Genomic DNA, 18,768 nt, shown 5'->3' with positions numbered 1-18,768 from the left:
TAATATAGGTCCCGGTAAGTTTGGTCGGCTACCGTCTTTCACCTGGGCGCCGGCGCGCGGGTGCCGTGAACGCCCCGAAGAGCAAGAGAAGGGAGCACCCTCCAGGGGTACGTCCTCATCAATATTTGTGGCCCACAGAATTACTATCGATATGCTTTCGTGGTCTCCCTTATCCGGACTGATCTTTTTGCTATTCACTATATTGCTCTGCACCTGCACCGGCTCAGCCGAGTATTCCACTGCGCTTCACGCTCCGTCGCCCGATATGCCCAAACGGGCCAACCCGGCGGAAACGCCACTGAACGTCCTGCTGATCCTGGCCGACGATCTTGGCTACCACGACCTGGGGGCCACGGGCTCCCGCTTCTACGAAACGCCTCACCTGGATGCCCTCGCCCGCCGGGGCACCTCGTTTACGCAGGCCTACGCCGGCTCCCGGGTCTGTAGTCCCTCCCGGGCCAGTATCCTGCTCGGACAATTCACCGCCCGCTACGGCATCACGGACTGGATCGGCGCCCAGACGGGCCCCGACTGGCACCGCGATCAACGGCCGACAACCCACCTGCCGCCCGATTACCGCCGCGCCCTCCCCGCAACGGCGACCAGCCTCGCCGAGGCTTTCCGTAAGGGCGGATATACCACCTTTTTTGCGGGGAAATGGCACCTGGGTGACGGGGGGAATCATCCGGAGGATCACGGTTTCGACCACAACGTTGGGGGGTGGAGCAAAGGAAGTCCCATCGGCGGTTTTTTTGACCCCTACGAGAACCCGAAACTTCCCAACGAGCGGCCCGGAGAGCCACTGTCCCAACGCCTGGCGCGGGAAACCAAGGCGTTTTTGCATGAACATCAGGGCGACCCTTTTTTCGCCATGCTCAGCTTTTATGCCGTCCATGCGCCCCTGCAGACGACCCCGGAGCGCTTTGAGCATTTTCGGGCCAGGGCCGTAGCCGCCAGCCCGGCCGATTCGGCATTCGTCATGGAGCGTCGACTACCCATCCGGACCGCGCAAGACCACCCCGTCTATGCCGGGTTGCTGGCGGAAATGGACGCGGCCATCGGCCGGGTGCTCGATCACCTGGAGGCCACCGGATTGGCGGACCATACCGTGGTCATCTTTACTTCCGACAACGGGGGCGTGGCCTCCGGTGATGCTTATGCGACCTCCAATGCTCCGTTGCGGGGCGGGAAGGGCTACCAGTGGGAGGGAGGAATTCGCGAACCCCTGCTCCTGTACGTGCCGGGACAGGACCAGCCCGCTACCGTGGATGAACCGGTGACTGGGGCGGACATTTATCCCACCCTGCTCTCCCTGGCGGGACTGCAGGTGGAAGCCGAGCAGATACTCGATGGTAGGGACTTCAGTCCCCTGTTGCGGGGGCAATCCCTGGGGGAGCGCCCGCTTTTCTGGCACTATCCGCACTACGGAAATCAGGGCGGGGATCCCAGCTCCATTTTGCGGCGGGGAGACTGGAAGATGATCCACTACTGGGAAGATGATCACGACGAACTGTACCACCTGGGGCAGGACCCCGGGGAGGTCAACGATCGGTCCGAGTCGGAGCCCGCGCGCACGGCAAATATGCGTCGGGAATTACTGGATTGGCTGGAGCAGATGAACGCTCGGTACCCGGTGCCGAACCCTCAGTTTACGGAGGAAGCGTGGGACCGATGGCGAAGGCAGGTACGTACGGAACGTTGGCCTTCCCTGGAGCGCCGACGCCGGGAGATGTTTGCGCCCGGCTGGGTGCCCAACGAGGACTGGTGGGGTAGTGCGGTGCCGGTGACGCGGGATTGAGAGCGGGGCAAAATTGCGATTTCCGTCGACAGAGTCTACGGGTAGACGGAAGGGTGAAATACTGAAAAATTTTGCCAAAAAAAATTGGGTCCGCCTACTAAGCCTACATGTAGACTTAGTAGGCGGATACCGGAATTTTCTTCACCATTCTTCCTCCCCCAAGCAGTATTTTGCTCCCATGCAATTTCCGGTTTCTATCTCCGTCAAAGCTGCCTGCCTCACCTTCGCTTGCCTGATCCTGGCTTCCTGTGCTACCCGGCCGCCCAAGAAAATCCGCCTCCCTCCCGCGCTGGCCGAAGCCAGCGGACTGGTGATTGCGGGCAACCAGTTCTGGTGGCACAACGACAGCGGCGATGGCCCCTTCGTTTATCGTACCGGTCCGACGGGCGCGGTGGCCCGTAAGGACAGCGTCAGCCGGAGGGCGGTGGACTTCGAAGATATGTGTCACGACGACCGGGGAAATCTTTACGTGGGAGATTTCGGTAACAACACCGGCCGTCGGCCGTCGCTGACGATTTACCGCTACGATACGGTCCGCCAAGAATCGGACACCATTCACTTCACCTATCCGGATCAGGATGGTAGTGGCATCCACCAGCCCGGAAACTACAACTGCGAGGCGATGGTGTACGCAGACGATTATCTGCACTTGTTCACCAAGGACGTCCTCTTTGGAGACCGCCGCTGGATGACCTACCACTACCGCATCCCCGCCCGGCCCGGACGGTACGAGGCGGAGCTGGTGGACAGTCTGCGCATTCCCCGGCGAGTAGTCACCGCTGCCGCCCTGGACCGCGAGCGGGGGGAGCTGGTATTGACGGCCTACACCTTCAAACGAGCCCTGGGTTTTCTGCCCTCAGGGTCCGCTTCGTTGATTACAATCCGGGATTTTCCCGGGGGGCGTTTCCTGCGGGGTAAACTTCGTCGCCGTAACCTCAGCTGGACCTGGCCGACCCAATTCGAGGCCATCGACTTCTACGACGATCGGTGGCTGTACGTGGCCAGTGAAGCGAACCGAGTGCGAAAACATGCTTTAGCCCGGCGGAAGCGACGGCGGTAGTCCGGGGTCGTTTTTTAGGGGGCGACGGAGCGCAGGTGCCAGCCCATTTGGTATGGCAAAGCTACCCTACCTTTGCCGCCATGAACGTTCCCGAAATCCGTACGGTCAATGTACTGCGCTACGTAACGCCCCTGCGGGAGGGAGGTTCCCTTCCGGCCATCGTCGATGCCGACGATGATTTTTCCTACGTCATCAAGTTTCGGGGTGCCGGTCAGGGCAAAAAAGCGCTGATTGCCGAACTGATTGGCGGAGAGCTGGCGCGGGCCGTCGGCCTGCGCGTCCCCGAACTGGTGTTCATGGAACTGGACGATTCCTTCAGCAAAACGGAGCCCGACGAAGAGATTCAGGACCTCCTGCGGTTTAGCGTGGGCTTGAACCTCGGGCTGCACTACCTGTCGGGTGCCATCACCTACGATCCGGCCGTGTCAGTGGCTACTCCGACGGAGGCATCCAGGACGGTACTGCTGGACTGCCTGATTACCAACATCGACCGCACCCACCGGAACACCAATCTGCTGAACTGGAAGAAAGAGTTGTGGTTGATCGACCACGGGGCCAGCCTTTATTTCCACCACGCAATGAACAACTGGGAGGCCCATGCGGCCCGCGGCTTTGCTGGGGTGAAGGATCACGTACTACTGGAAAAGGCGACCGAACTGGCCGCCGCCCGGGATCACCTCCGCGAGGCGATCACTCCAAACCTGATCAGAGAAATCGTTGGCCTGATTCCCGACGACTGGCTGGAAGAAAAGGGAAGTGCGCTAAGTCCCGCCGAAAAGCGGGAGGTGTATACCCGCTACCTCACCATCCGCTGGGAAAACCTCGATTCGCTCACTAAAGAAGCCGAAGATGCCCGCCAAGCAAGTATATGAGTACGCGCTGATTCGCTACGTTCCCCGGGTGGAGCGGGAAGAATTCCTGAACGTTGGGGTGGCATTGTTCTCTAAACGGCTGCGCTTTCTGGACGTGCGTATCCACCTCGACGAAGCCCGCATTCTCGCCTTCCATCCGGATACGGACCTGGAAGAACTGCGGGCTTACCTGGATAGCTGGGTCAGCATCTGCCGGGGCGAAAAGGATGCCGGAAGGATCGCCCAGTTGGAGGCCCCGGAGCGTTTCCGCTGGTTAACGGCCACCCGGAGTACCATCATCCAGTCATCCCGGGTACACCCCGGCATGACCGATGATCCGGAAGGGACGCTGGAAAAGTTGTTTCGGGATTACGTGTGCTGAGCGGACCGTAAGCGTGAAGGGGGGCAGAACGTTTCTGCAACCAGCGGCGGGTGATTTTAGTCCAGTGCAATCACCTTTAGCTCGTCCTCCCGGAGGGTTTGGATACCCAAGCCAATACCCTGTACCGGAGGAAGCTGCTGAAGACGATTGACGTCGGACTTTTGGGAGCTTACCATCAGATTAATCCGGTAATCGCTGTCTTTATCCTCGAGGTAAAGATGATTGCCCAGGAAGAGTAAACGGACGTTTTTCAGATTGAGTCGGTAGTCCAGCTCATCGAGTAAGCCGAAGGAAAAGCGGTAATGGGCGTTACCTTCTCGCTGGGTCTGGTTGGTGAAATTGATGACCAGCCACCTTTCGCCCCATTCATCTTCCACCACCCCGGACGCATTAATGATGCCCTCCGCTTGAAAAGCTTTGCCGATGGAGGAGTGCCCATGTTGGGCAAGATTGTGCTCGGCGACCAATTCGTTCATTTTGGCCTCGGGGATGGTCGTGCCGGTTTGGGCTTGAAGCGACAAAGAGAAGGCCAGGAGTAAAGTGAAAAATGGGAGCATTTTCATGTAGTGGGGGTTAGTATTAATGTTTTAATGCAACGATGAATAATATAATAAATTCCTGATTATCAAACTTTAATGCCATTAATTTAGTTCAGCTTTATCCACGCAAATTACCCTTGTCAGGGTGCTTCCGCTAAGGAAGGACTCTATTTTAGTGGATGAACTCATGCAAGGATTTTTTGATGATTAGGTGGTTTCAAGTGGAATTGCCGGGAGTAGGGCTACCGGTTGTTTTTACGATGGGAACTATTCCGTGCGGTTCAGCGGTTCAGGGAATACCGTATGGTGCGACTGGTCTCCGACCCTAATCTCTAAGGAATGAAAAAGATAATCTACTACGTGGCCACCTCCCTGGACGGGTACATCGCCGGGAAAAACGAAGACATCAGTCAGTTCGTTCAACGGGGAGATGGCGTCGATAAGTACCTTGCGGACCTGGCCAATTTCTCCACGGTGATCATGGGGAGAAAAACCTATGAATTCGGATATCAGTTTGGCCTGCAACCCGGTCAACCCGCCTATCCACACATGCAGCACCACATCTTTTCTCGATCCCTAAATCTTGCCGATAAGGCCGATTCAGTAAGTATCGAGAAGTTAAGTGTGGATCGTATTCAGGAGATCAGAGAGGCATCGCCGACGGACGTTTACCTGTGCGGAGGTGGAGAATTTGCCGGATGGCTACTGGACCATGGACTCATCGATCAGCTGAAAATCAAGTTAAATCCCATCGTACTGGGGGTAGGAACGAGGCTGTTTGGAAACTCCACTACGGCAGAGAGCTGGGACCTTGCCGATCGGGAATCATTTTCGGATGGCCTGCAAATACTGACCTACCGCAGAAGGTGAGGGACGCAGTATTTTCATTACCGAATTTCCAATGGAGCGGGATAAGAATTCAAAAAGCTTAGGCAATGACGGACCTTGAAAGAATCAGGCATTACTATAAATCCTTTGACGAGTGGGGGAGGCTGGATACGGATGCTGGAGCTCTGGAACTTAGGGTGGTACTGGAGGTGATTTCAAAATACCTGGAGCCCCCCGCACACATCTTTGATCTGGGAGGAGGAGCGGGTAGGTATACCTTTGAATTGGCTAAACTGGGTTTTCGGATGAGCCTTGGGGACCTTTCCCAGGATTTGATTGACGTGGCGAAAAGTAGGTTGATGAACCACGAGGTATCAACCAGGGTAGACAGGATTGCCGTCGTTAATGCCCTGGAATTGGGGGAATTCCCGGATCAAAGTTTCGAAAACGTTCTGTTGTTTGGTCCACTCTATCATTTAACGGAAGCATCGGAAATCAATCAGTGCCTGGCGGGGATTTACCGAATACTGAAGCCCGGTGGAAAAGTATTCGCCTCGTTTATACCCTACCACTGCGGAATCATGAGTATCGTGGAACGATCATTGTTCCGACCGGAACAAGTCGGTAGTGAGGAGTTGCGCCTCGTGAGTAGACAAGGAACCTTTAGAAATAGGAGCAGTGCTGGCTTTCAGGAAGGCAATTATCTGGAATCTCCGGCGGTTGAAGCCCATTTCCGGGAGGCCGGGTTTAAAAAAATATTGCTTCGCTCGATCAGGGGAATTGGGTACAAAAATGAACGAGAAATCCTTGCCCTGGAAGAATCCCGCCCCGAATACTTTACTACGGTCATGGAGGTGTTGCACCAGACTGCCGGGGAGTTACCAATTGTGGAAACCTGTGGCCACGCCATGTACATTGGGGAAAAGGCCAGAGGGGAATCGCTTGAATCAACGCTGCATGAGTGAACGAACGGCGGCGTATTGCTCTTTACCGGCCTGGGTGAGGTAGGGGTAGATCATTTCAAAAGATAGGTCCTGGTAATACTTGACCGCGTTACCATCGTCGGCCCTAAAAAGTTCGGCCGAATTAATCCAGTTGTCTCCCAGGATCGCCATACGTTCATACAGCCTTTTGTATTCTCCGTCAAATTCCTCGGGACGGATGATACCCTTTTCGACCATGGTCCGGAAAAGATGCTCAAACTGCTGCTTTCTAACGGCCTGTAATCCGAGGTAATGCTCCCGGATTTGCGCGTGCTCCCGGAAGATGAAGTACAGGTCGCGTAGAATGAATCGGTAAGCGTAGAAAACCCGCATCGTCTTTTCGGCGGTCAGGTAAAGGCTGGATAGGATCGAAAAATTCTGCGTCATCGCTTCCATCCCGGTGTTGATCTCTTCCACCAGGGAAAAGTACAGGGCGTTGACGATGTCTTCCTTGGTCCGAAAGTGATAGTTCAGGTTGCCCTGACTCATCCCGAGCGCCGACGCAATTTGCCGCAGCGTCGTCCCCTGAATTCCTCCCGCATTGAATAGTTCCCGGGCCTGAGCTAAAATTCTTTCTTTCGTACGCATTAGTAAACTTGACCTAATAATTAGTATATTTGACCTAAATTTACCCTTGCTCACCAATTTCTCGGTAACGCGGCGGCAAATTTATCGGCTGCCTGGGCTTGATGAAGGCCACTGGCGCCCAGAAACACGATGCATTAAGTACCTAAAACTTTACGGATTATGAAAGTTGGTATCATTGGTGGGGGCATCACCGGTCTTACTACGGCACTAGCCCTGCGAAAGCGGGGAATCGAGGCGGTAGTCTACGAGCAGGCGGCTTCCCTCAACGAAATCGGTGCGGGAATCTGGGTACAACCTAACGCCATGAAAGTACTGGATTGGCTGGGCATCCGGGAGCAGGTAATGACTTGCGGTATTGAACTCCACCGGGTGGGCATCACGGACGCTCAGCTGCAGCCACTACGAAAGTTGAAGGGTGACCTCGTGGAAGATGCTGAAGGAAGCAAAATTCTGGCAATCCACCGGGCAAAGTTGCAACGGGTACTTTTTGAAGCGGCCGAAAGGTCTTGTGAAATTTACCTGAATAAGCAGTATCTGCGCCACGAAGTCCACCCGGATGGCATCACGATTCACTTCGCCGAGGGTGAAGCGGAGGTAGACATTCTGCTGGGAGCGGACGGTATCAACTCTGCCGTGAGGGCGTCCATTATGCCCGATGCCCCACTGCGCAATGCTGGCCAGATTTGTTGGCGGGGTGTCGCTAAAATGCCCCTGCCGGAGGCACTGAAGAACCTGGGGCAGGAGGCCTGGGGTAGCCACCGCCGGTTCGGCTTTTCTCAGATTGGTGAAGAGACGGTGTACTGGTTTGCCGTAGTGGACGATACGGTTGTGGTCGGAGGTAACACTCGCCCGAAAACCGAGAGTCTGATGAAACTCTTCGGTGGCTTCTCTCCGGTTGTCCGGGAAATCATTGGGCATACCGAGGCAGCACAAATTCACCAGGCTACCCTGCACGACCTGAAGCGTCTGCCCCGTTGGTTTGACAATAAAATCTGTTTACTCGGCGATGCCGCCCACGCCACTACGCCCAACATGGGGCAGGGAGCCTGCCAGGGCATGGAAGACGCTTACTTCGTTAGCCAGTACCTGGCGGAGTGCCTGCCCGACGCCAGGCTGGCCTTCCAGCGCTTCGAGGAAAGGCGCCGCCGGAAGGTAGACTACGTTGTCAACACTTCCTGGCGTTTCGGGAAATTGGCGCATAGCTTCTTCGGTCAGCAACTCCTAAAAGCGATCATCAAACTGACCCCGGAGCGTACGATGCGCGCGCAGATGGGTTCACTGTACCATCTGGACTAATCACCCCGGAGCCAAGCGTCTTCCGTTCCTTCACCAGTTCTACCCAAAAACCCAGAACATCATGAACGTACTCCTCTTCATCGCTAACGTGCTCACCTTGCTGGCCTTCGTCGTCCATACGTTCATTGGCGACCGGGAACTGCGCATTATCGAACCCTCAATTGTGCATGACGAAAACCACCAAAAGCGGGAGAAGTGGACCATGGCCCGGAACGGCTGGCACTGGATTTCACTGGACCTGCTTTTCGCCAGCATCGGGCTTGGGCTCATCAACTTCACCGACTACTTCGCCAACGAAAAGCAACTGCTCCAGATTTTGGCCCTCTACTTCTTAGGCTACGGTACCGTATGGCTGCTTTCGACCGCCATTTCGCGGCCATTCCCCAAAAACTACCTGAAACTGGGGCAGTGGATGTTGCTCTTGGTGATCAGCGGACTGATTTACGGGGGGATTGGGTAGCCAACCAAGGCCGTGGTAATGATTTCACAATTGGGATATTTGGCAATGAGTGTTCGGACGCCGTTTCCCTAGGCTCGGCCGACACGAAACAGGCTTCCGACCACCGCCTTAACCCTAAACCAATCAGATTTACTCCCCCCACTGCCGACTCCCCAACCGGTAATAGAAAATCCTTTCCGGAGCGTAGCCCTCCGTGTGTCGCTCAATAATCTTCAACTGTGAGTCAATCAGCTCCACGGGAGCAATCTCCCGGCGGATTAAATCGCCGCGGTAGAGGTAGATGCCCTCGTAGTAAGTGGAGGTCTTGACCACGTAGCGAAGGCTATCCGAGGTGAGGGCGGCAAACCGGGAAGTATCCCGCAGCTCCCTTAGGTCGGGCTCGTTGATCAGGTAAGCCAGCGCATCGTTACGAAACACGACGGCCCAGTCGTAAACGGCAATGGCCGGATCCAGCGGGATGGGGTAGGGGGGCTGATCCCGGAGGTAGCCCTTTAGCAACGTAGTGTCTATGATGGAGTTTTCGGTGCTCCATTCCGCCAGCTCGCCAACATTGTAGGCCATGAGCACACCGCGGTCTACCGGGGGGATACCCTGGGTCTTCCGGTCCCGGTACTGATGCAATCTTATGGTGCAACTGATGGTCTTGTCCGGGAACAACTCCCGTAAACTTTGCAGTAAGGAAAAATATGGCACCTGCGTCCGCGCCGTCCAGTCACAGTCCAGCTGTACTTCCGGAAAATCATTTCCCAGGATTTCTTGCAGGAGGGCGGCCATGTTTTTGGCCAGCGCAGGCAGCTTGTTGACGGGCTGCTGCTGGATGACCTCCTGGGTAATGAAGATGACGGGCACCAGGGGAGGGAGGCCCGTGGTGTCCCCCAATTCCAGGATGGCGGTGGGGGTGGCCCGGCCATTTTCCCAGATCAGGTCATAGGCCTTTACGTACAGCCGGTCCGCGTCCGCTTCGGCCAGCAAGGCTCGCGAAAGGCTGTCCGGCGCCAGGCGGGTTTGCCAGTGGTAGAAGGTCGGTTGGGGTGGTTCCGGCGGTTCGTTTTGGCAGGCAGTGATCGCTACCACCAAAATGATGATCCATATTTCTCCCCAAAATTTTTTCATGCGCTGGGGTAGGTATCTCATGCAAGGGGCAGATGTCGACGCGATTCCTGCGAAATCGCAAAAGGTATTGTGATAATACCGGTAGAGTCAAGGCATGCCTTGACTCTGCCTTGAATGAACGTTGACGTTAAGTTACGGAGGAATCATACCCCCTAGATATACACAACATCCTCCAGTTGCGGGGCCCGGACCTTCTTGAATCCGCGCTCCTTGAGGCCTTCGGAGAAGGTGTCCATGCGATCGATGGTGCCGTGTACCAGGAAAATTTCTTTGCAGTGCTGCTGCTGTCCGTCGAGGAAGTCCAGCATTTCGGAGCGGTCTCCGTGGGCGGAGAAGCTGTCCATCGTCACGACGTCCGCCCGTAGTTCGTGGTACTTACCGAAGAGCTTTAGTCCGGTAGCGCCGTCCCGCAATCTCCCTCCGGGGGTTTGGGGGGCACAGTAGCCGACAATGAAGATGGTGTTCTTCTTGTCGCCCATGGTGTTGCGGAGGTGGTGCTTGCTGCGCCCGGCGTTCATCATGCCGCTGGCGGAGATGATGATGGCCGGTCCCTTGAGAAAATTCAGCGCCTTACTGTCTTCCACCTCCCGGATGTAGCGGAGGTTGTTGAAGCCGAAGGGATTGTCGTCGGTCAGCATGTACTCGTGCAGGTCGTTGTCGTAGCACTCGGGGTGGGAGCCGAAGACGGTGGTGGCGTTGACGGCCAGTGGACTATCGACGTAGACGGGAATATTGGGCAGTTTGCCGCTGCTTTCCAGCCGGTCGAGCATGTAGACAATCTCCTGGGTTCTGCCTACGCTGAAGGCGGGAATGAGCAGCTTGCCCTTGTCCTCTACGCAGGTTTTTTTGATGATGCGCAGGAAGCGATCCAACTCGTCGGGCGGCAGGTCGTGTTCCCGGTCGCCGTAGGTGGATTCGCAGATGATGTAGTCGCAGGCGGGCATTTTCTTCGGATCCCGCAGGATGGGGCGATTGGGCCGTCCGATGTCTCCGGTGAAGCCGATGGTGGTGGTTTTGCCGTTGTCCCGGGTGATGCGCAGCGTCACGCTGCCGCTGCCGAGAATGTGCCCCGCGTCGCGGTACTGAATCTCCACGTCGGGGTGGATGCGTTCCCAGATGTCGTAGGGGAGGCCCACGAACCGATCCATGGTGGGTTTCACGTCCTTGCGGGTGTAGAGGGGCTGTTTACCCTTACCAAACTTGCCGTTTTTCTTGTTGTAGTATTCGGCGTCCTTTTCCTGAATGAAGGCGGAGTCGAGGAGCATGATGGCACAGAGGCTCCGCGTGGCGTGGGTGGCGTAAATCTGCCCCTTAAAGCCGTCCTTGACCAGCTTGGGTACCCGACCGGTGTGGTCGATGTGGGCGTGGGAAAGGATGAGGCAGTCGATGGATTCCGCATCGAAGAGGAAGCTTTCGTTGAAGTCCTCCATTTCCCGGCTGTTGCCCTGGTAGAGGCCACAATCGAGTAGTATTTTGTACCCGTCGTCAAGGGTAATCAGGTGGGCGGATCCGGTGACTTCGCGGGCGGCGCCGCAGAATTGAATGTGCATGAGCGAGCTTTTTCGCTAGACTAAGGCTAGGTTGGTCAGGGGGGACTAAAGGTAGCTTTTGCCCGTCAATTTACAACAACGCCGCCCCAAACACCCCCGCAGAGTCTCCCAGGCTGGGGCGGAGGAAGCGGGTGTCGAGCCGGGGGTTGAACAGGTGATCTACCACCCGGGGAACCGCCTGGGTGTAGAGTTCGTCGATGTTGCCGAGGCCACCGCCGAGCACCACGACGTCTGGGTCAAGAACGTTGATCACGTTGGCGATGCCCTTGGCGAAAAAGTGGAAGAACCGGTCCAGGGTAGCGGTGGCCGCCGGGTCATTGCCCGCGCGGTAGCGCGGCACGATGTCCTTCATCGTGCGGGCCGTGCCGGACAGATTGGCGTAGTAGCGCTCCTGGGCCGGGCCGGCCAGAATCTGCTCCACGCAGCCCACCCGACCGCAATAGCAGTAGCCCGCCGAGTTGTCGAGAAACATGTGGCCCCATTCACCCCCGATGCCCTGTCCGCCACCGAGAATTTTGCCGTCCACCACGATGCCGCCGCCGGTCCCCGTGCCGAGGATGACGCCAAAGACCACCTTGGCGTCGGGAGCTTCCTTTGGCACGCAGCCGAGCAGCGTTTCCGCCACCGCAAAGCAGTTGGCGTCGTTGGCCAGGGTGACGGGAACCCCGATGGCCCGCTCCAGATCCTTATCCAGCGGGTGGCCGTTCAGGACGACGGTGTTAGAGTTTTTCAGCAGCCCGGTCGGCGGGTCGATGGCGCCCGGCGTGCCGATGCCGAGGTGCGCGGGATTCAGCCCGGTAGCTTCCCGCATCTGCTCCACGAGTAGCGCGATCCGGGAAACAATGTGCGCGTAGCCGCCCTCCCGTTCGGTGGCGATGCGCCGGCGGTCAACGACCTTCCCTTCTTCGTCAAGGATAACGCCCTCAATTTTGGTGCCGCCAAGGTCAATGCCCCACTTCATACGGTATGATTTTGGGGGAAGATAAGGTACAGGACTCAGGATTTAGGCCTCAGGATTTAGGCTTCAGGAAAAAGGAGAAAGCTGAGGAAAAGAAAAAGAATAAGGGGGCGACGGTCCCGAGATCCGACCACCGAAGGTAGCTGCGAAGCAAAACTCGTCGGGATCGCCGATTCAAATTGAATGCGTCGAAGCGCAGGTGCAGAGTGAATCGGGAAGAAAATGATTTAATGGAAGCAGGGGCAAGGCATTTGTGGGATGGCATTAGCGTTATGCCCCTTCCAGAAACTATGGCTTATTCTGTAATAATTAAGTCCAACTTCTCTAAGTTCTGGGCTTCTTGAAAATCATAATCACCTGAAAGTCGAAATCACCCACCCCGGGGACATGTACCTGGTGTCGCCTTTCCCCGAAAGGCGACCACTCCAGCAAAGTAGGAAGGATTGTACAAGATCGATTGGCCACATTCTTTCGCGGAAGGTCCTTTAGTTATCCCAGGCTGATTCGGTTTCCTTTCGGGGAAAGGAAACACCACCTGCCTCCAATCATTTGATATTTCCTTAATTGGGAGTCAAGATAAGTCTATAGTCTGTCAGACTAATGGCTACAAACCTAAAGGTGAAAAAAGATATTCGTGGGGCACAGATTACAAAGCATACAACGGCCGTAACTCTACGCCATTGTAAGGGTTACAACTTTGCGTTAACCCACACATGCCTTGCCCCTACGCGCATCCCACCTACGATAGCGATTCCCAAGGAATCGCGCAGTTTTTACTCATCATTCCAGTAGCCGCAAAAACTCCGTCGGCACGGCCTCCGTGAGCCATACCCCGTTGTCGGAGCGGAAGAAGGTATGCCCATCGGCGGCCATGGCCGCCGCCCGAACGTGGAAAACCACCGGTTTTCCGTGCCGCCCACCTACTTTGATGGCCGTCTCCAGGTTGTCGCTCAGGTGGACGTGCTGCCGACTGCGGCGTTCCAGCCCGGTACGCAGAATGGAGTCAACGAAGCGGCGGGCCGTGCCGTGGTACAGCACTTTCGGCGGTGGGGTGGCGCGGAGGCCCAGCTCCACCTCAATGCTGTGCCCCTGGTTGGCGCGAATCCGCAAGCCGTCTTCGCTGAAGCGAAAACGCTGCTTGTCGTTGTGGTCTACGATGTACTGCAACTCCGCCCGGGAGATGGCCGTGCCGTGGCGTTCGAGTTGGGCCAGCAGATGACTCACCTCCGCCCAGCCGGAAGCATCCAGCTTGAGGCCGATGACTTCGGGTTTGTGGCGCAGGACGAGGCTGAGTTTTCGGGAAGTGCGGGTGAGGGTTTTCGTGTTCATGGTAAATACTTTGCTTAAAATTTAAGCAAAGATAACGCCCGTTCCTTTACCGCGCAATACCCACCCTCTAATACATCGTGTTTCCGTTGGCGGAATTCTCGGGGATTTGCTGGATAGCGTCCCAGTGTTCCACGATCTTGCCCCGTGCATCGAAGCGGAAAAAGTCCATGGTGACGTATTCGTCTCCCCCGGGCCAGACCTGGTGGGTATGCAGGGCGACCAGGTCGCCCTCGGCGACGGCACGGACAAACTCGATGGTCTTGTTCGGATATTCCCGCTGCATGCGGTTGAAGTAATCAATGAAGGCTTGCGGTCCGTCGCCCACGGTTGGGTTGTGCTGAATGTAGTCGTCACCCACGTATTTTTCCACGGCCCCGGCCGGGTCGCCGAGGTAGGCCGTGCGGTAAAAATCGATGGCGTTTTGTTTGTTACGTTGCGAATCCATGAAATGGTATTTAAGGGGGCAGCCTTGAAGGGGCTTTCCGGGTGGGGTGATATCGTAAAGTACTGCGAAAGGGCCTACATCAACTCAAAAAGTCGGCGGCTGGCGCGCAGCTGGTTCGGGAAGTTGTCCAGGGTGTCCTGCTGCAGCCGCGGCGCGTGCTGCTCCCGGTAAGCTTCGTAGGACCGGAGGTCGGGGAAATGATAGGTGAAACAGTAGGTCAGGGTGTCAACTTCCAGGAGCCGCTTGACGTCGAAGGAGGAAATGAGTCCGGTTTTGAGGAGGTCGGGAATGTGTACGGTCTTCATCCAGTGCAGCCATTTTTCTTCCAGTTGGGGCTCGGTGACGGTAACGGTAACTTCGTAGAGGATCATGCGTAAGGGCTTGTTGCGAACGTTGCTTAGTTTACCGACGATTGTCGGTTCTTTACCCCACAAAATTAAGCAGGACATCCATGCAACTCCACGTCCACCACTTTGACCTCCCCCTGGCGAATCCCTTCCGCATCGCCCACGAAAGCCGGACGGAACAACCCACCCTCATCGTGGCCCTACGGGATGAAGTGACGGGGCTCACCGGACTGGGAGAAGCCCCCATGACCCGCTACTACGGACTGGAAAGCCAGCGCTGCACGGCCGAACTGAATCGGCTGGCACCCGCGCTTGCGCCCCTAAAACTACCATCAAGTCCGGAAGAAATTATGCGCTTCGTGGATAAAGCCGATCCCGAGCTCAATACTTTTCTCCGCTGTGCTCTGGACGTGGCCACCCACGATTTGTGGGCCAGGCACCGGGGACAACGACTTGGCCTGCTGTGGGAGCAGGACCGTACCCGGAAAATCCCCACCTGCTACACCATCGGCATGGGGCCCGTTGAGGAGATGGTGGCCAAACTCCGCGCTTTCCCCTGGCCGGTGTACAAAATTAAACTGGGGGGTGGGCAGGATGACCTGGAGATCATCCGCCAACTCCGGAAACATACCACCTCTCCCTTCTACGTTGACGCCAATACGGGCTGGGAACTTAATCAGGCCATCGACCTCTCCTTTGGCCTCAAAGAACTCGGCGTACGCTTCATCGAACAACCCCTCAAGGCCGACCAGTGGGCGGCCGCCGCCAAACTCCGCGCCGCCAGCGCCCTGCCCATTTTTGCCGACGAAAGCTGTCAGGTAGAAACCGACGTGGACCGCTGTGCGGAGGCCTTCGACGGCATCAACATCAAGGTGGTGAAGTGCGGCGGACTGGCCCCCGCCCGCCGGATGATCCGGCGCGCCAGGTCGCTCGGACTGGGCGTCATGGCCGGCTGCATGACCGAAAGCAGCGTGGGCATCAGCGCCATCGCCCAACTCCTGCCCGAACTCGACTACGCCGATCTCGACGGTGCCATGCTACTCGCCCAAGACCCCGCCACCGGCGTCACCTTTGACCCCAACACCGGATTCGCCCGCTACCCCGAGCGCCCGGGAACCGGAGCTTTATTGAAGTAATGGAGATACTTCTTCCCGCTGCAACTTCTCCTTACCCTCACCCTGTTTTCCCCTCGAACGATTAATACTCTACGAGTCAAACGGACCAACATATAAATAGACATCGCACCAAAAAGCAACCGGTCCAACTGACTACAATGCCCCATTACTAAGGAACTACCATAGTACCGTACAGCCGTACTAAAGAATCACGTTATGTTGTTTCGTGAGCCTCAATTACTTTCGCGGGTAGTTGGGGCTCTTTTGGTTAGGATTTAGGATCGAGGCTTGAGGATCTAGGATTCCTCTGCATTTCCTTGATCCTCAAGCCTAAGTCCTCAATCCTAATTTCGCCTTCGGCGAAATCACCCATTCCCGCTTTCCAGAAAATCAGCACTCTGCGTAAACTCTTTGGCCAGCAGGAGCTGCAGGTGTACGCGGAGCACTTCTCCCATGGTTTGTAGTCCGCGGAAGGACGTACTGTCGTGGTGTTGGCCGAGCTCGTCGCGCAGCTGGTAAATGAATTCGCGCTTGGAGATTTCGTCCCGACTCATGATGCCCAGCAGCTCCCGGATGCGTCGTGGACTGGCCTTGATCCGGGCGGCAATCATGGAGCGTTCTTCCAGTTGGTACTGCCGGACGGTGGCGTTGGCCATGTGTTCGATGCCGAGGAAAATGATTGGATTGTTCTCTTTGAAGTACTGTGGCAGGTAAAAGCTCTTGCGGCCCTCATAGCTCTGCTGGTCGAAGTCAATGGCCCGGAAGCGAAACTGGCTGCCCTCGATGTCCGGCGTAATGTCCACGACGTAATTGTAGGCGCGCATGTCGCCGAGCAGCCGCACGAAGCAGCGTTCGTTGAACTTCACGAATTCCTTGGCCATCCGAATCTGGTTGAAGGTGGTGTCTTCCAGTTTGGTGTCGAAAAAATCGTCTCCCGGAATGCCGGCGATGTGCTCCTCGATGAGGGTGTCGCCGTCGAGGAGGTACAGCACGTTGTTGGGGGAGAGAAGCTCTTCGAGTTCCAGGCCGTAAATCCGGTTCGCGTCGGTGCGTTTGACGTAGAAGTGGTCGTAGTTGTCGTTCAGCCGGTTGATGATCCGGATCCGGAAGGGGCGGGTGTTGCCGAAAAGGCAATAGTCGATCCGGGCGACTTCCAGGTGCTGGGTGGCACTCATGTCGCCGTCCATGCGCAGCAGGGCGTAAATCTTGCCGAGACCATCATAAATGGCGGCGCGTTCGTGCTCGTCGAAGTAGACGGTCTGCCAGAGGGTGTCGTTATCGTTCAGGTCCAACAATGGGACGCTGGCACTGAATCGCTCCAGGTCCTGATAGTGCAGGGGAAGTTTCACCTCGCGGCCGTGACCGGCCAGGTAGGCGCGGAGTTCGGGATGTACGGGGATCAGCGGCTTTTTGTCCATGAACCCAAGGTAAGCCTCCGCGGTGGTATCCTCGTACGAGTGGGGGTTTTTCGGGATGCTCTCTTGGAAAGGGAGGATGTACCGATAAATGCCTCGTCGCTAAAGCTTCCGCTCCAGATTCGGCACCAGGGCATCCTTCCACTCCCCGAAGGAACCGTCCAGAATCCGCTCCCGGGCCTCGGTGACCAGGTTGAGGTAGAAGTTCAGGTTGTGGAGAGTAGCAATTTGCGGACCGAGTAATTCATTCACCCGGAAGAGGTGATGTAGGTAGGCACGGGTGTGTTGCAAAGAAGTGGGCGCGGACGCAGGTGCCGAGTCAATGGGCTCAAAAGCATTGCGCCACCGGGCATTTTTAATGTTGAGAATTCCTTCGCGGGTGTAGATCAGCCCGTGTCTGGCGTTCCGGCTGGGCAGCACGCAATCAAACATGTCCACCCCGCGGCTAATGCATTCGAGGATGTTGGCCGGCGTGCCCACTCCCATCAGGTAGCGGGGCTTTTCTTTGGGCAGGATGTCGCAGCACAGCTTCGTGACGCGGTACATGTCCGGAATGGGTTCCCCGACGGAAAGCCCCCCAATGGCGTTGCCCGGCTGGTCCTGGGCGGCAATGAATTCGGCCGACTGCTTCCGTAAATCATCATAACTGCCCCCCTGAACGATGGGGAAAAGGGCCTGGGAGTGGCCGTATTTCGGCTGACTTTCCCGCATGAAGGTCACGCAGCGCTCCAGCCAACGGTGGGTGAGGTGCATGCTGTCTTCCGCATACTTATGGGTGCTGGGGTAGGGGGGACACTCATCGAAGGCCATTACAATGTCCGCCCCGATACTCCGCTGGATGCCAAGACTACTTTCCGGACTAAACAGGTGCTTGCTCCCGTCGATATGACTGGCAAAGGTGGCACCCTCCTCGGTGATCTTACGGCGATGCGCCAGACTGAATACCTGGTAACCGCCGGAGTCGGTCAGGATCGGTCCGTCCCAGTTCATGAACTGGTGTAGTCCGCCGGCCGCCTCCATGGTTTCCATACCGGGGCGCAGGTACAGGTGGTAGGTGTTCCCGAGAATGATCTGGGCCCGCACGGCTTCCTTAAGCTCTGCCTGGTGCACGCCCTTGACCGTGCCCAGGGTGCCCACCGGCATGAAAATGGGCGTCTTGATTTCTCCGTGGTCGGTCGTGATCGTACCGGCGCGGGCATCGGTTTTGTCGTCCGTATGGTGGAGGCTGAACTGCATAGTCGGCAAAGGTAAAACGTAGGGAAGGAATGAATGACGGAAGGTCGTCGGCTGAGGCGCGAGGACGAGCTGACTCGTCCGCCGACCGGGTTGCCAGAATAATTGAAGGAATGAAGGATTAGATGAATGCCATATTTTCTCATCGGTTGCATCTTTTGCTGACGCAGTCGCAAAAGTTCATCCGATGTGTAAAATGGGGTTTGTTCAACTTGCTCTGCCGCCTGACGCATCCGATGAACTTTTCCCCAGCTGCGCCAGGTGAAAAGATGCAGCGGATGAGCGGGCTTAGGGTGAATTGAAGGAATCGAATAGCGCTCCTCCTATCTGTCGAGCGCAGCGAGCTGATCGGATTACTATAGTCCTTGCAAGTTTTGATGATACTTTTTGCAATACATAGTGTCTTTTTCCAGGCAGGCATAAAGGACTTTGATGATTTTGTTACGTACGGCATTGATTGCTTGTTTATGGCTTCGGC

General features: G+C 56.5%; 19 protein-coding genes. 9 read left to right on the top strand and 10 right to left on the bottom strand.

Translation table 11 applies throughout. The annotated features are described in order from the left end of the window. Window positions 1–151: 151 nt before the first annotated feature. The 4 genes from E1J53_RS15455 (at window position 152) to E1J53_RS15440 (ending at window position 4,091) form a co-directional block, all read left to right on the top strand. Window positions 152–1,798, top strand: a complete 1,647-nt coding sequence (locus E1J53_RS15455) for a sulfatase (RefSeq protein WP_173021515.1) — start codon at window positions 152–154, stop codon at window positions 1,796–1,798. A gap of 178 nt (window positions 1,799–1,976) precedes the next feature. Next, window positions 1,977–2,858 carry a hypothetical protein gene (locus E1J53_RS15450; protein WP_134273275.1) on the top strand — a complete coding sequence of 294 codons (882 nt, stop codon included), beginning with the start codon at window positions 1,977–1,979 and terminating at the stop codon, window positions 2,856–2,858. Window positions 2,859–2,938: 80 nt separating this feature from the next. Continuing rightward, a complete protein-coding gene (locus tag E1J53_RS15445) occupies window positions 2,939–3,730 on the top strand; it encodes a HipA family kinase (protein WP_134273274.1) in 792 nt (263 codons plus the stop codon). Further along, complete coding sequence (locus E1J53_RS15440; RefSeq protein ID WP_134273273.1) at window positions 3,708–4,091, top strand: DUF3037 domain-containing protein; 384 nt, start codon at window positions 3,708–3,710, stop codon at window positions 4,089–4,091. Before E1J53_RS15445 ends, E1J53_RS15440 begins: the two co-directional genes overlap by 23 nt. Window positions 4,092–4,147: 56 nt before the next feature. On the opposite strand, the gene E1J53_RS15435 is transcribed toward E1J53_RS15440, so the two are convergent. Beyond that, window positions 4,148–4,654: a hypothetical protein gene (locus tag E1J53_RS15435; RefSeq protein WP_134273272.1), complete on the bottom strand. Its 507-nt coding sequence runs from the start codon at window positions 4,652–4,654 to the stop codon at window positions 4,148–4,150. Window positions 4,655–4,969: 315 nt separating this feature from the next. Between E1J53_RS15435 and E1J53_RS15430 the strand changes: the two genes are divergently transcribed. Then, a complete protein-coding gene (locus E1J53_RS15430; protein WP_134273271.1) occupies window positions 4,970–5,500 on the top strand; it encodes a dihydrofolate reductase family protein in 531 nt (176 codons plus the stop codon). 65 nt (window positions 5,501–5,565) lie between these two features. Next, window positions 5,566–6,423, top strand: coding sequence for a bifunctional 2-polyprenyl-6-hydroxyphenol methylase/3-demethylubiquinol 3-O-methyltransferase UbiG (locus E1J53_RS15425; protein ID WP_134273270.1), 858 nt, complete (start codon window positions 5,566–5,568; stop codon window positions 6,421–6,423). Here the strand turns inward: E1J53_RS15425 and E1J53_RS15420 are convergent. Beyond that, window positions 6,406–7,029, bottom strand: coding sequence for a TetR/AcrR family transcriptional regulator (locus E1J53_RS15420; protein ID WP_134273269.1), 624 nt, complete (start codon window positions 7,027–7,029; stop codon window positions 6,406–6,408). The genes E1J53_RS15425 and E1J53_RS15420 overlap by 18 nt on opposite strands. Window positions 7,030–7,188: 159 nt before the next feature. Here E1J53_RS15420 and E1J53_RS15415 point away from each other — a divergent pair, with 159 nt between their 5' ends. Both E1J53_RS15415 and E1J53_RS15410 read left to right on the top strand, forming a co-directional pair. Continuing rightward, a complete protein-coding gene (locus E1J53_RS15415; protein WP_134273268.1) occupies window positions 7,189–8,325 on the top strand; it encodes an FAD-dependent monooxygenase in 1,137 nt (378 codons plus the stop codon). A gap of 61 nt (window positions 8,326–8,386) precedes the next feature. Beyond that, window positions 8,387–8,785, top strand: a complete 399-nt coding sequence (locus E1J53_RS15410) for a hypothetical protein (protein ID WP_134273267.1) — start codon at window positions 8,387–8,389, stop codon at window positions 8,783–8,785. Window positions 8,786–8,914: 129 nt separating this feature from the next. Here E1J53_RS15410 and E1J53_RS15405 read toward each other — a convergent pair whose 3' ends face one another. The 6 genes from E1J53_RS15405 to E1J53_RS15380 all read right to left on the bottom strand — a co-directional run bounded on the left by E1J53_RS15405 (window position 8,915) and on the right by E1J53_RS15380 (window position 14,551). Continuing rightward, on the bottom strand, window positions 8,915–9,898 hold the full coding sequence (locus tag E1J53_RS15405; RefSeq protein ID WP_134273266.1) for a hypothetical protein: 984 nt from the start codon (window positions 9,896–9,898) through the stop codon (window positions 8,915–8,917). 152 nt (window positions 9,899–10,050) lie between these two features. Then, window positions 10,051–11,448 (bottom strand): MBL fold metallo-hydrolase RNA specificity domain-containing protein, encoded by a 1,398-nt coding sequence (locus E1J53_RS15400; RefSeq protein ID WP_134273265.1) that lies wholly within the window; start codon window positions 11,446–11,448, stop codon window positions 10,051–10,053. A 70-nt stretch (window positions 11,449–11,518) separates the two neighbouring features. After that, window positions 11,519–12,409: an ROK family protein gene (locus E1J53_RS15395; protein ID WP_134273264.1), complete on the bottom strand. Its 891-nt coding sequence runs from the start codon at window positions 12,407–12,409 to the stop codon at window positions 11,519–11,521. Window positions 12,410–13,186: 777 nt separating this feature from the next. After that, window positions 13,187–13,735, bottom strand: coding sequence for an RNA 2'-phosphotransferase (locus tag E1J53_RS15390; protein ID WP_134273263.1), 549 nt, complete (start codon window positions 13,733–13,735; stop codon window positions 13,187–13,189). 67 nt (window positions 13,736–13,802) lie between these two features. Next, window positions 13,803–14,180 carry a nuclear transport factor 2 family protein gene (locus tag E1J53_RS15385; RefSeq protein ID WP_134273262.1) on the bottom strand — a complete coding sequence of 126 codons (378 nt, stop codon included), beginning with the start codon at window positions 14,178–14,180 and terminating at the stop codon, window positions 13,803–13,805. 74 nt (window positions 14,181–14,254) lie between these two features. After that, the gene (locus tag E1J53_RS15380; RefSeq protein ID WP_173021514.1) at window positions 14,255–14,551 is read right to left on the bottom strand and encodes a DUF4286 family protein; all 297 of its coding nucleotides are present in this window, start codon (window positions 14,549–14,551) and stop codon (window positions 14,255–14,257) included. An 80-nt stretch (window positions 14,552–14,631) separates the two neighbouring features. Here E1J53_RS15380 and E1J53_RS15375 point away from each other — a divergent pair, with 80 nt between their 5' ends. Continuing rightward, window positions 14,632–15,663, top strand: a complete 1,032-nt coding sequence (locus E1J53_RS15375; RefSeq protein ID WP_134273260.1) for a dipeptide epimerase — start codon at window positions 14,632–14,634, stop codon at window positions 15,661–15,663. A 344-nt stretch (window positions 15,664–16,007) separates the two neighbouring features. On the opposite strand, the gene E1J53_RS15370 is transcribed toward E1J53_RS15375, so the two are convergent. Both E1J53_RS15370 and tgt read right to left on the bottom strand, forming a co-directional pair. Further along, window positions 16,008–17,060 (bottom strand): hypothetical protein, encoded by a 1,053-nt coding sequence (locus tag E1J53_RS15370; RefSeq protein ID WP_134273259.1) that lies wholly within the window; start codon window positions 17,058–17,060, stop codon window positions 16,008–16,010. Between the two features lie 99 nt (window positions 17,061–17,159). Then, window positions 17,160–18,293 carry a tRNA guanosine(34) transglycosylase Tgt gene (tgt, locus tag E1J53_RS15365; protein ID WP_134273258.1) on the bottom strand — a complete coding sequence of 378 codons (1,134 nt, stop codon included), beginning with the start codon at window positions 18,291–18,293 and terminating at the stop codon, window positions 17,160–17,162. Between the last annotated feature and the right edge of the window lie 475 nt (window positions 18,294–18,768).

The sequence above is a fragment of the Lewinella sp. W8 genome, assembly GCF_004375085.3.
GTDB lineage: Bacteria > Bacteroidota > Bacteroidia > Chitinophagales > Saprospiraceae > Neolewinella.
The sequence above is the reverse complement of the archived record's forward strand: the minus strand, read 5'-3'. Positions and strand labels throughout refer to the sequence as shown.

Excerpts from the sequence above, each read along its gene's own strand:
- E1J53_RS15455 (WP_173021515.1), top strand. The coding sequence starts at position 152 with ATGCTTTCGTGGTCTCCCTTATCCGGACTGATCTTTTTGCTATTCACT.
- E1J53_RS15450 (WP_134273275.1), top strand. The coding sequence starts at position 1,977 with ATGCAATTTCCGGTTTCTATCTCCGTCAAAGCTGCCTGCCTCACCTTC.
- E1J53_RS15445 (WP_134273274.1), top strand. The coding sequence starts at position 2,939 with ATGAACGTTCCCGAAATCCGTACGGTCAATGTACTGCGCTACGTAACG.
- E1J53_RS15440 (WP_134273273.1), top strand. The coding sequence starts at position 3,708 with ATGCCCGCCAAGCAAGTATATGAGTACGCGCTGATTCGCTACGTTCCC.
- E1J53_RS15435 (WP_134273272.1), bottom strand. The coding sequence starts at position 4,654 with ATGAAAATGCTCCCATTTTTCACTTTACTCCTGGCCTTCTCTTTGTCG.
- E1J53_RS15430 (WP_134273271.1), top strand. The coding sequence starts at position 4,970 with ATGAAAAAGATAATCTACTACGTGGCCACCTCCCTGGACGGGTACATC.
- E1J53_RS15425 (WP_134273270.1), top strand. The coding sequence starts at position 5,566 with ATGACGGACCTTGAAAGAATCAGGCATTACTATAAATCCTTTGACGAG.
- E1J53_RS15420 (WP_134273269.1), bottom strand. The coding sequence starts at position 7,029 with ATGCGTACGAAAGAAAGAATTTTAGCTCAGGCCCGGGAACTATTCAAT.
- E1J53_RS15415 (WP_134273268.1), top strand. The coding sequence starts at position 7,189 with ATGAAAGTTGGTATCATTGGTGGGGGCATCACCGGTCTTACTACGGCA.
- E1J53_RS15410 (WP_134273267.1), top strand. The coding sequence starts at position 8,387 with ATGAACGTACTCCTCTTCATCGCTAACGTGCTCACCTTGCTGGCCTTC.
- E1J53_RS15405 (WP_134273266.1), bottom strand. The coding sequence starts at position 9,898 with ATGAAAAAATTTTGGGGAGAAATATGGATCATCATTTTGGTGGTAGCG.
- E1J53_RS15400 (WP_134273265.1), bottom strand. The coding sequence starts at position 11,448 with ATGCACATTCAATTCTGCGGCGCCGCCCGCGAAGTCACCGGATCCGCC.
- E1J53_RS15395 (WP_134273264.1), bottom strand. The coding sequence starts at position 12,409 with ATGAAGTGGGGCATTGACCTTGGCGGCACCAAAATTGAGGGCGTTATC.
- E1J53_RS15390 (WP_134273263.1), bottom strand. The coding sequence starts at position 13,735 with ATGAACACGAAAACCCTCACCCGCACTTCCCGAAAACTCAGCCTCGTC.
- E1J53_RS15385 (WP_134273262.1), bottom strand. The coding sequence starts at position 14,180 with ATGGATTCGCAACGTAACAAACAAAACGCCATCGATTTTTACCGCACG.
- E1J53_RS15380 (WP_173021514.1), bottom strand. The coding sequence starts at position 14,551 with ATGATCCTCTACGAAGTTACCGTTACCGTCACCGAGCCCCAACTGGAA.
- E1J53_RS15375 (WP_134273260.1), top strand. The coding sequence starts at position 14,632 with ATGCAACTCCACGTCCACCACTTTGACCTCCCCCTGGCGAATCCCTTC.
- E1J53_RS15370 (WP_134273259.1), bottom strand. The coding sequence starts at position 17,060 with ATGGACAAAAAGCCGCTGATCCCCGTACATCCCGAACTCCGCGCCTAC.
- tgt (WP_134273258.1), bottom strand. The coding sequence starts at position 18,293 with ATGCAGTTCAGCCTCCACCATACGGACGACAAAACCGATGCCCGCGCC.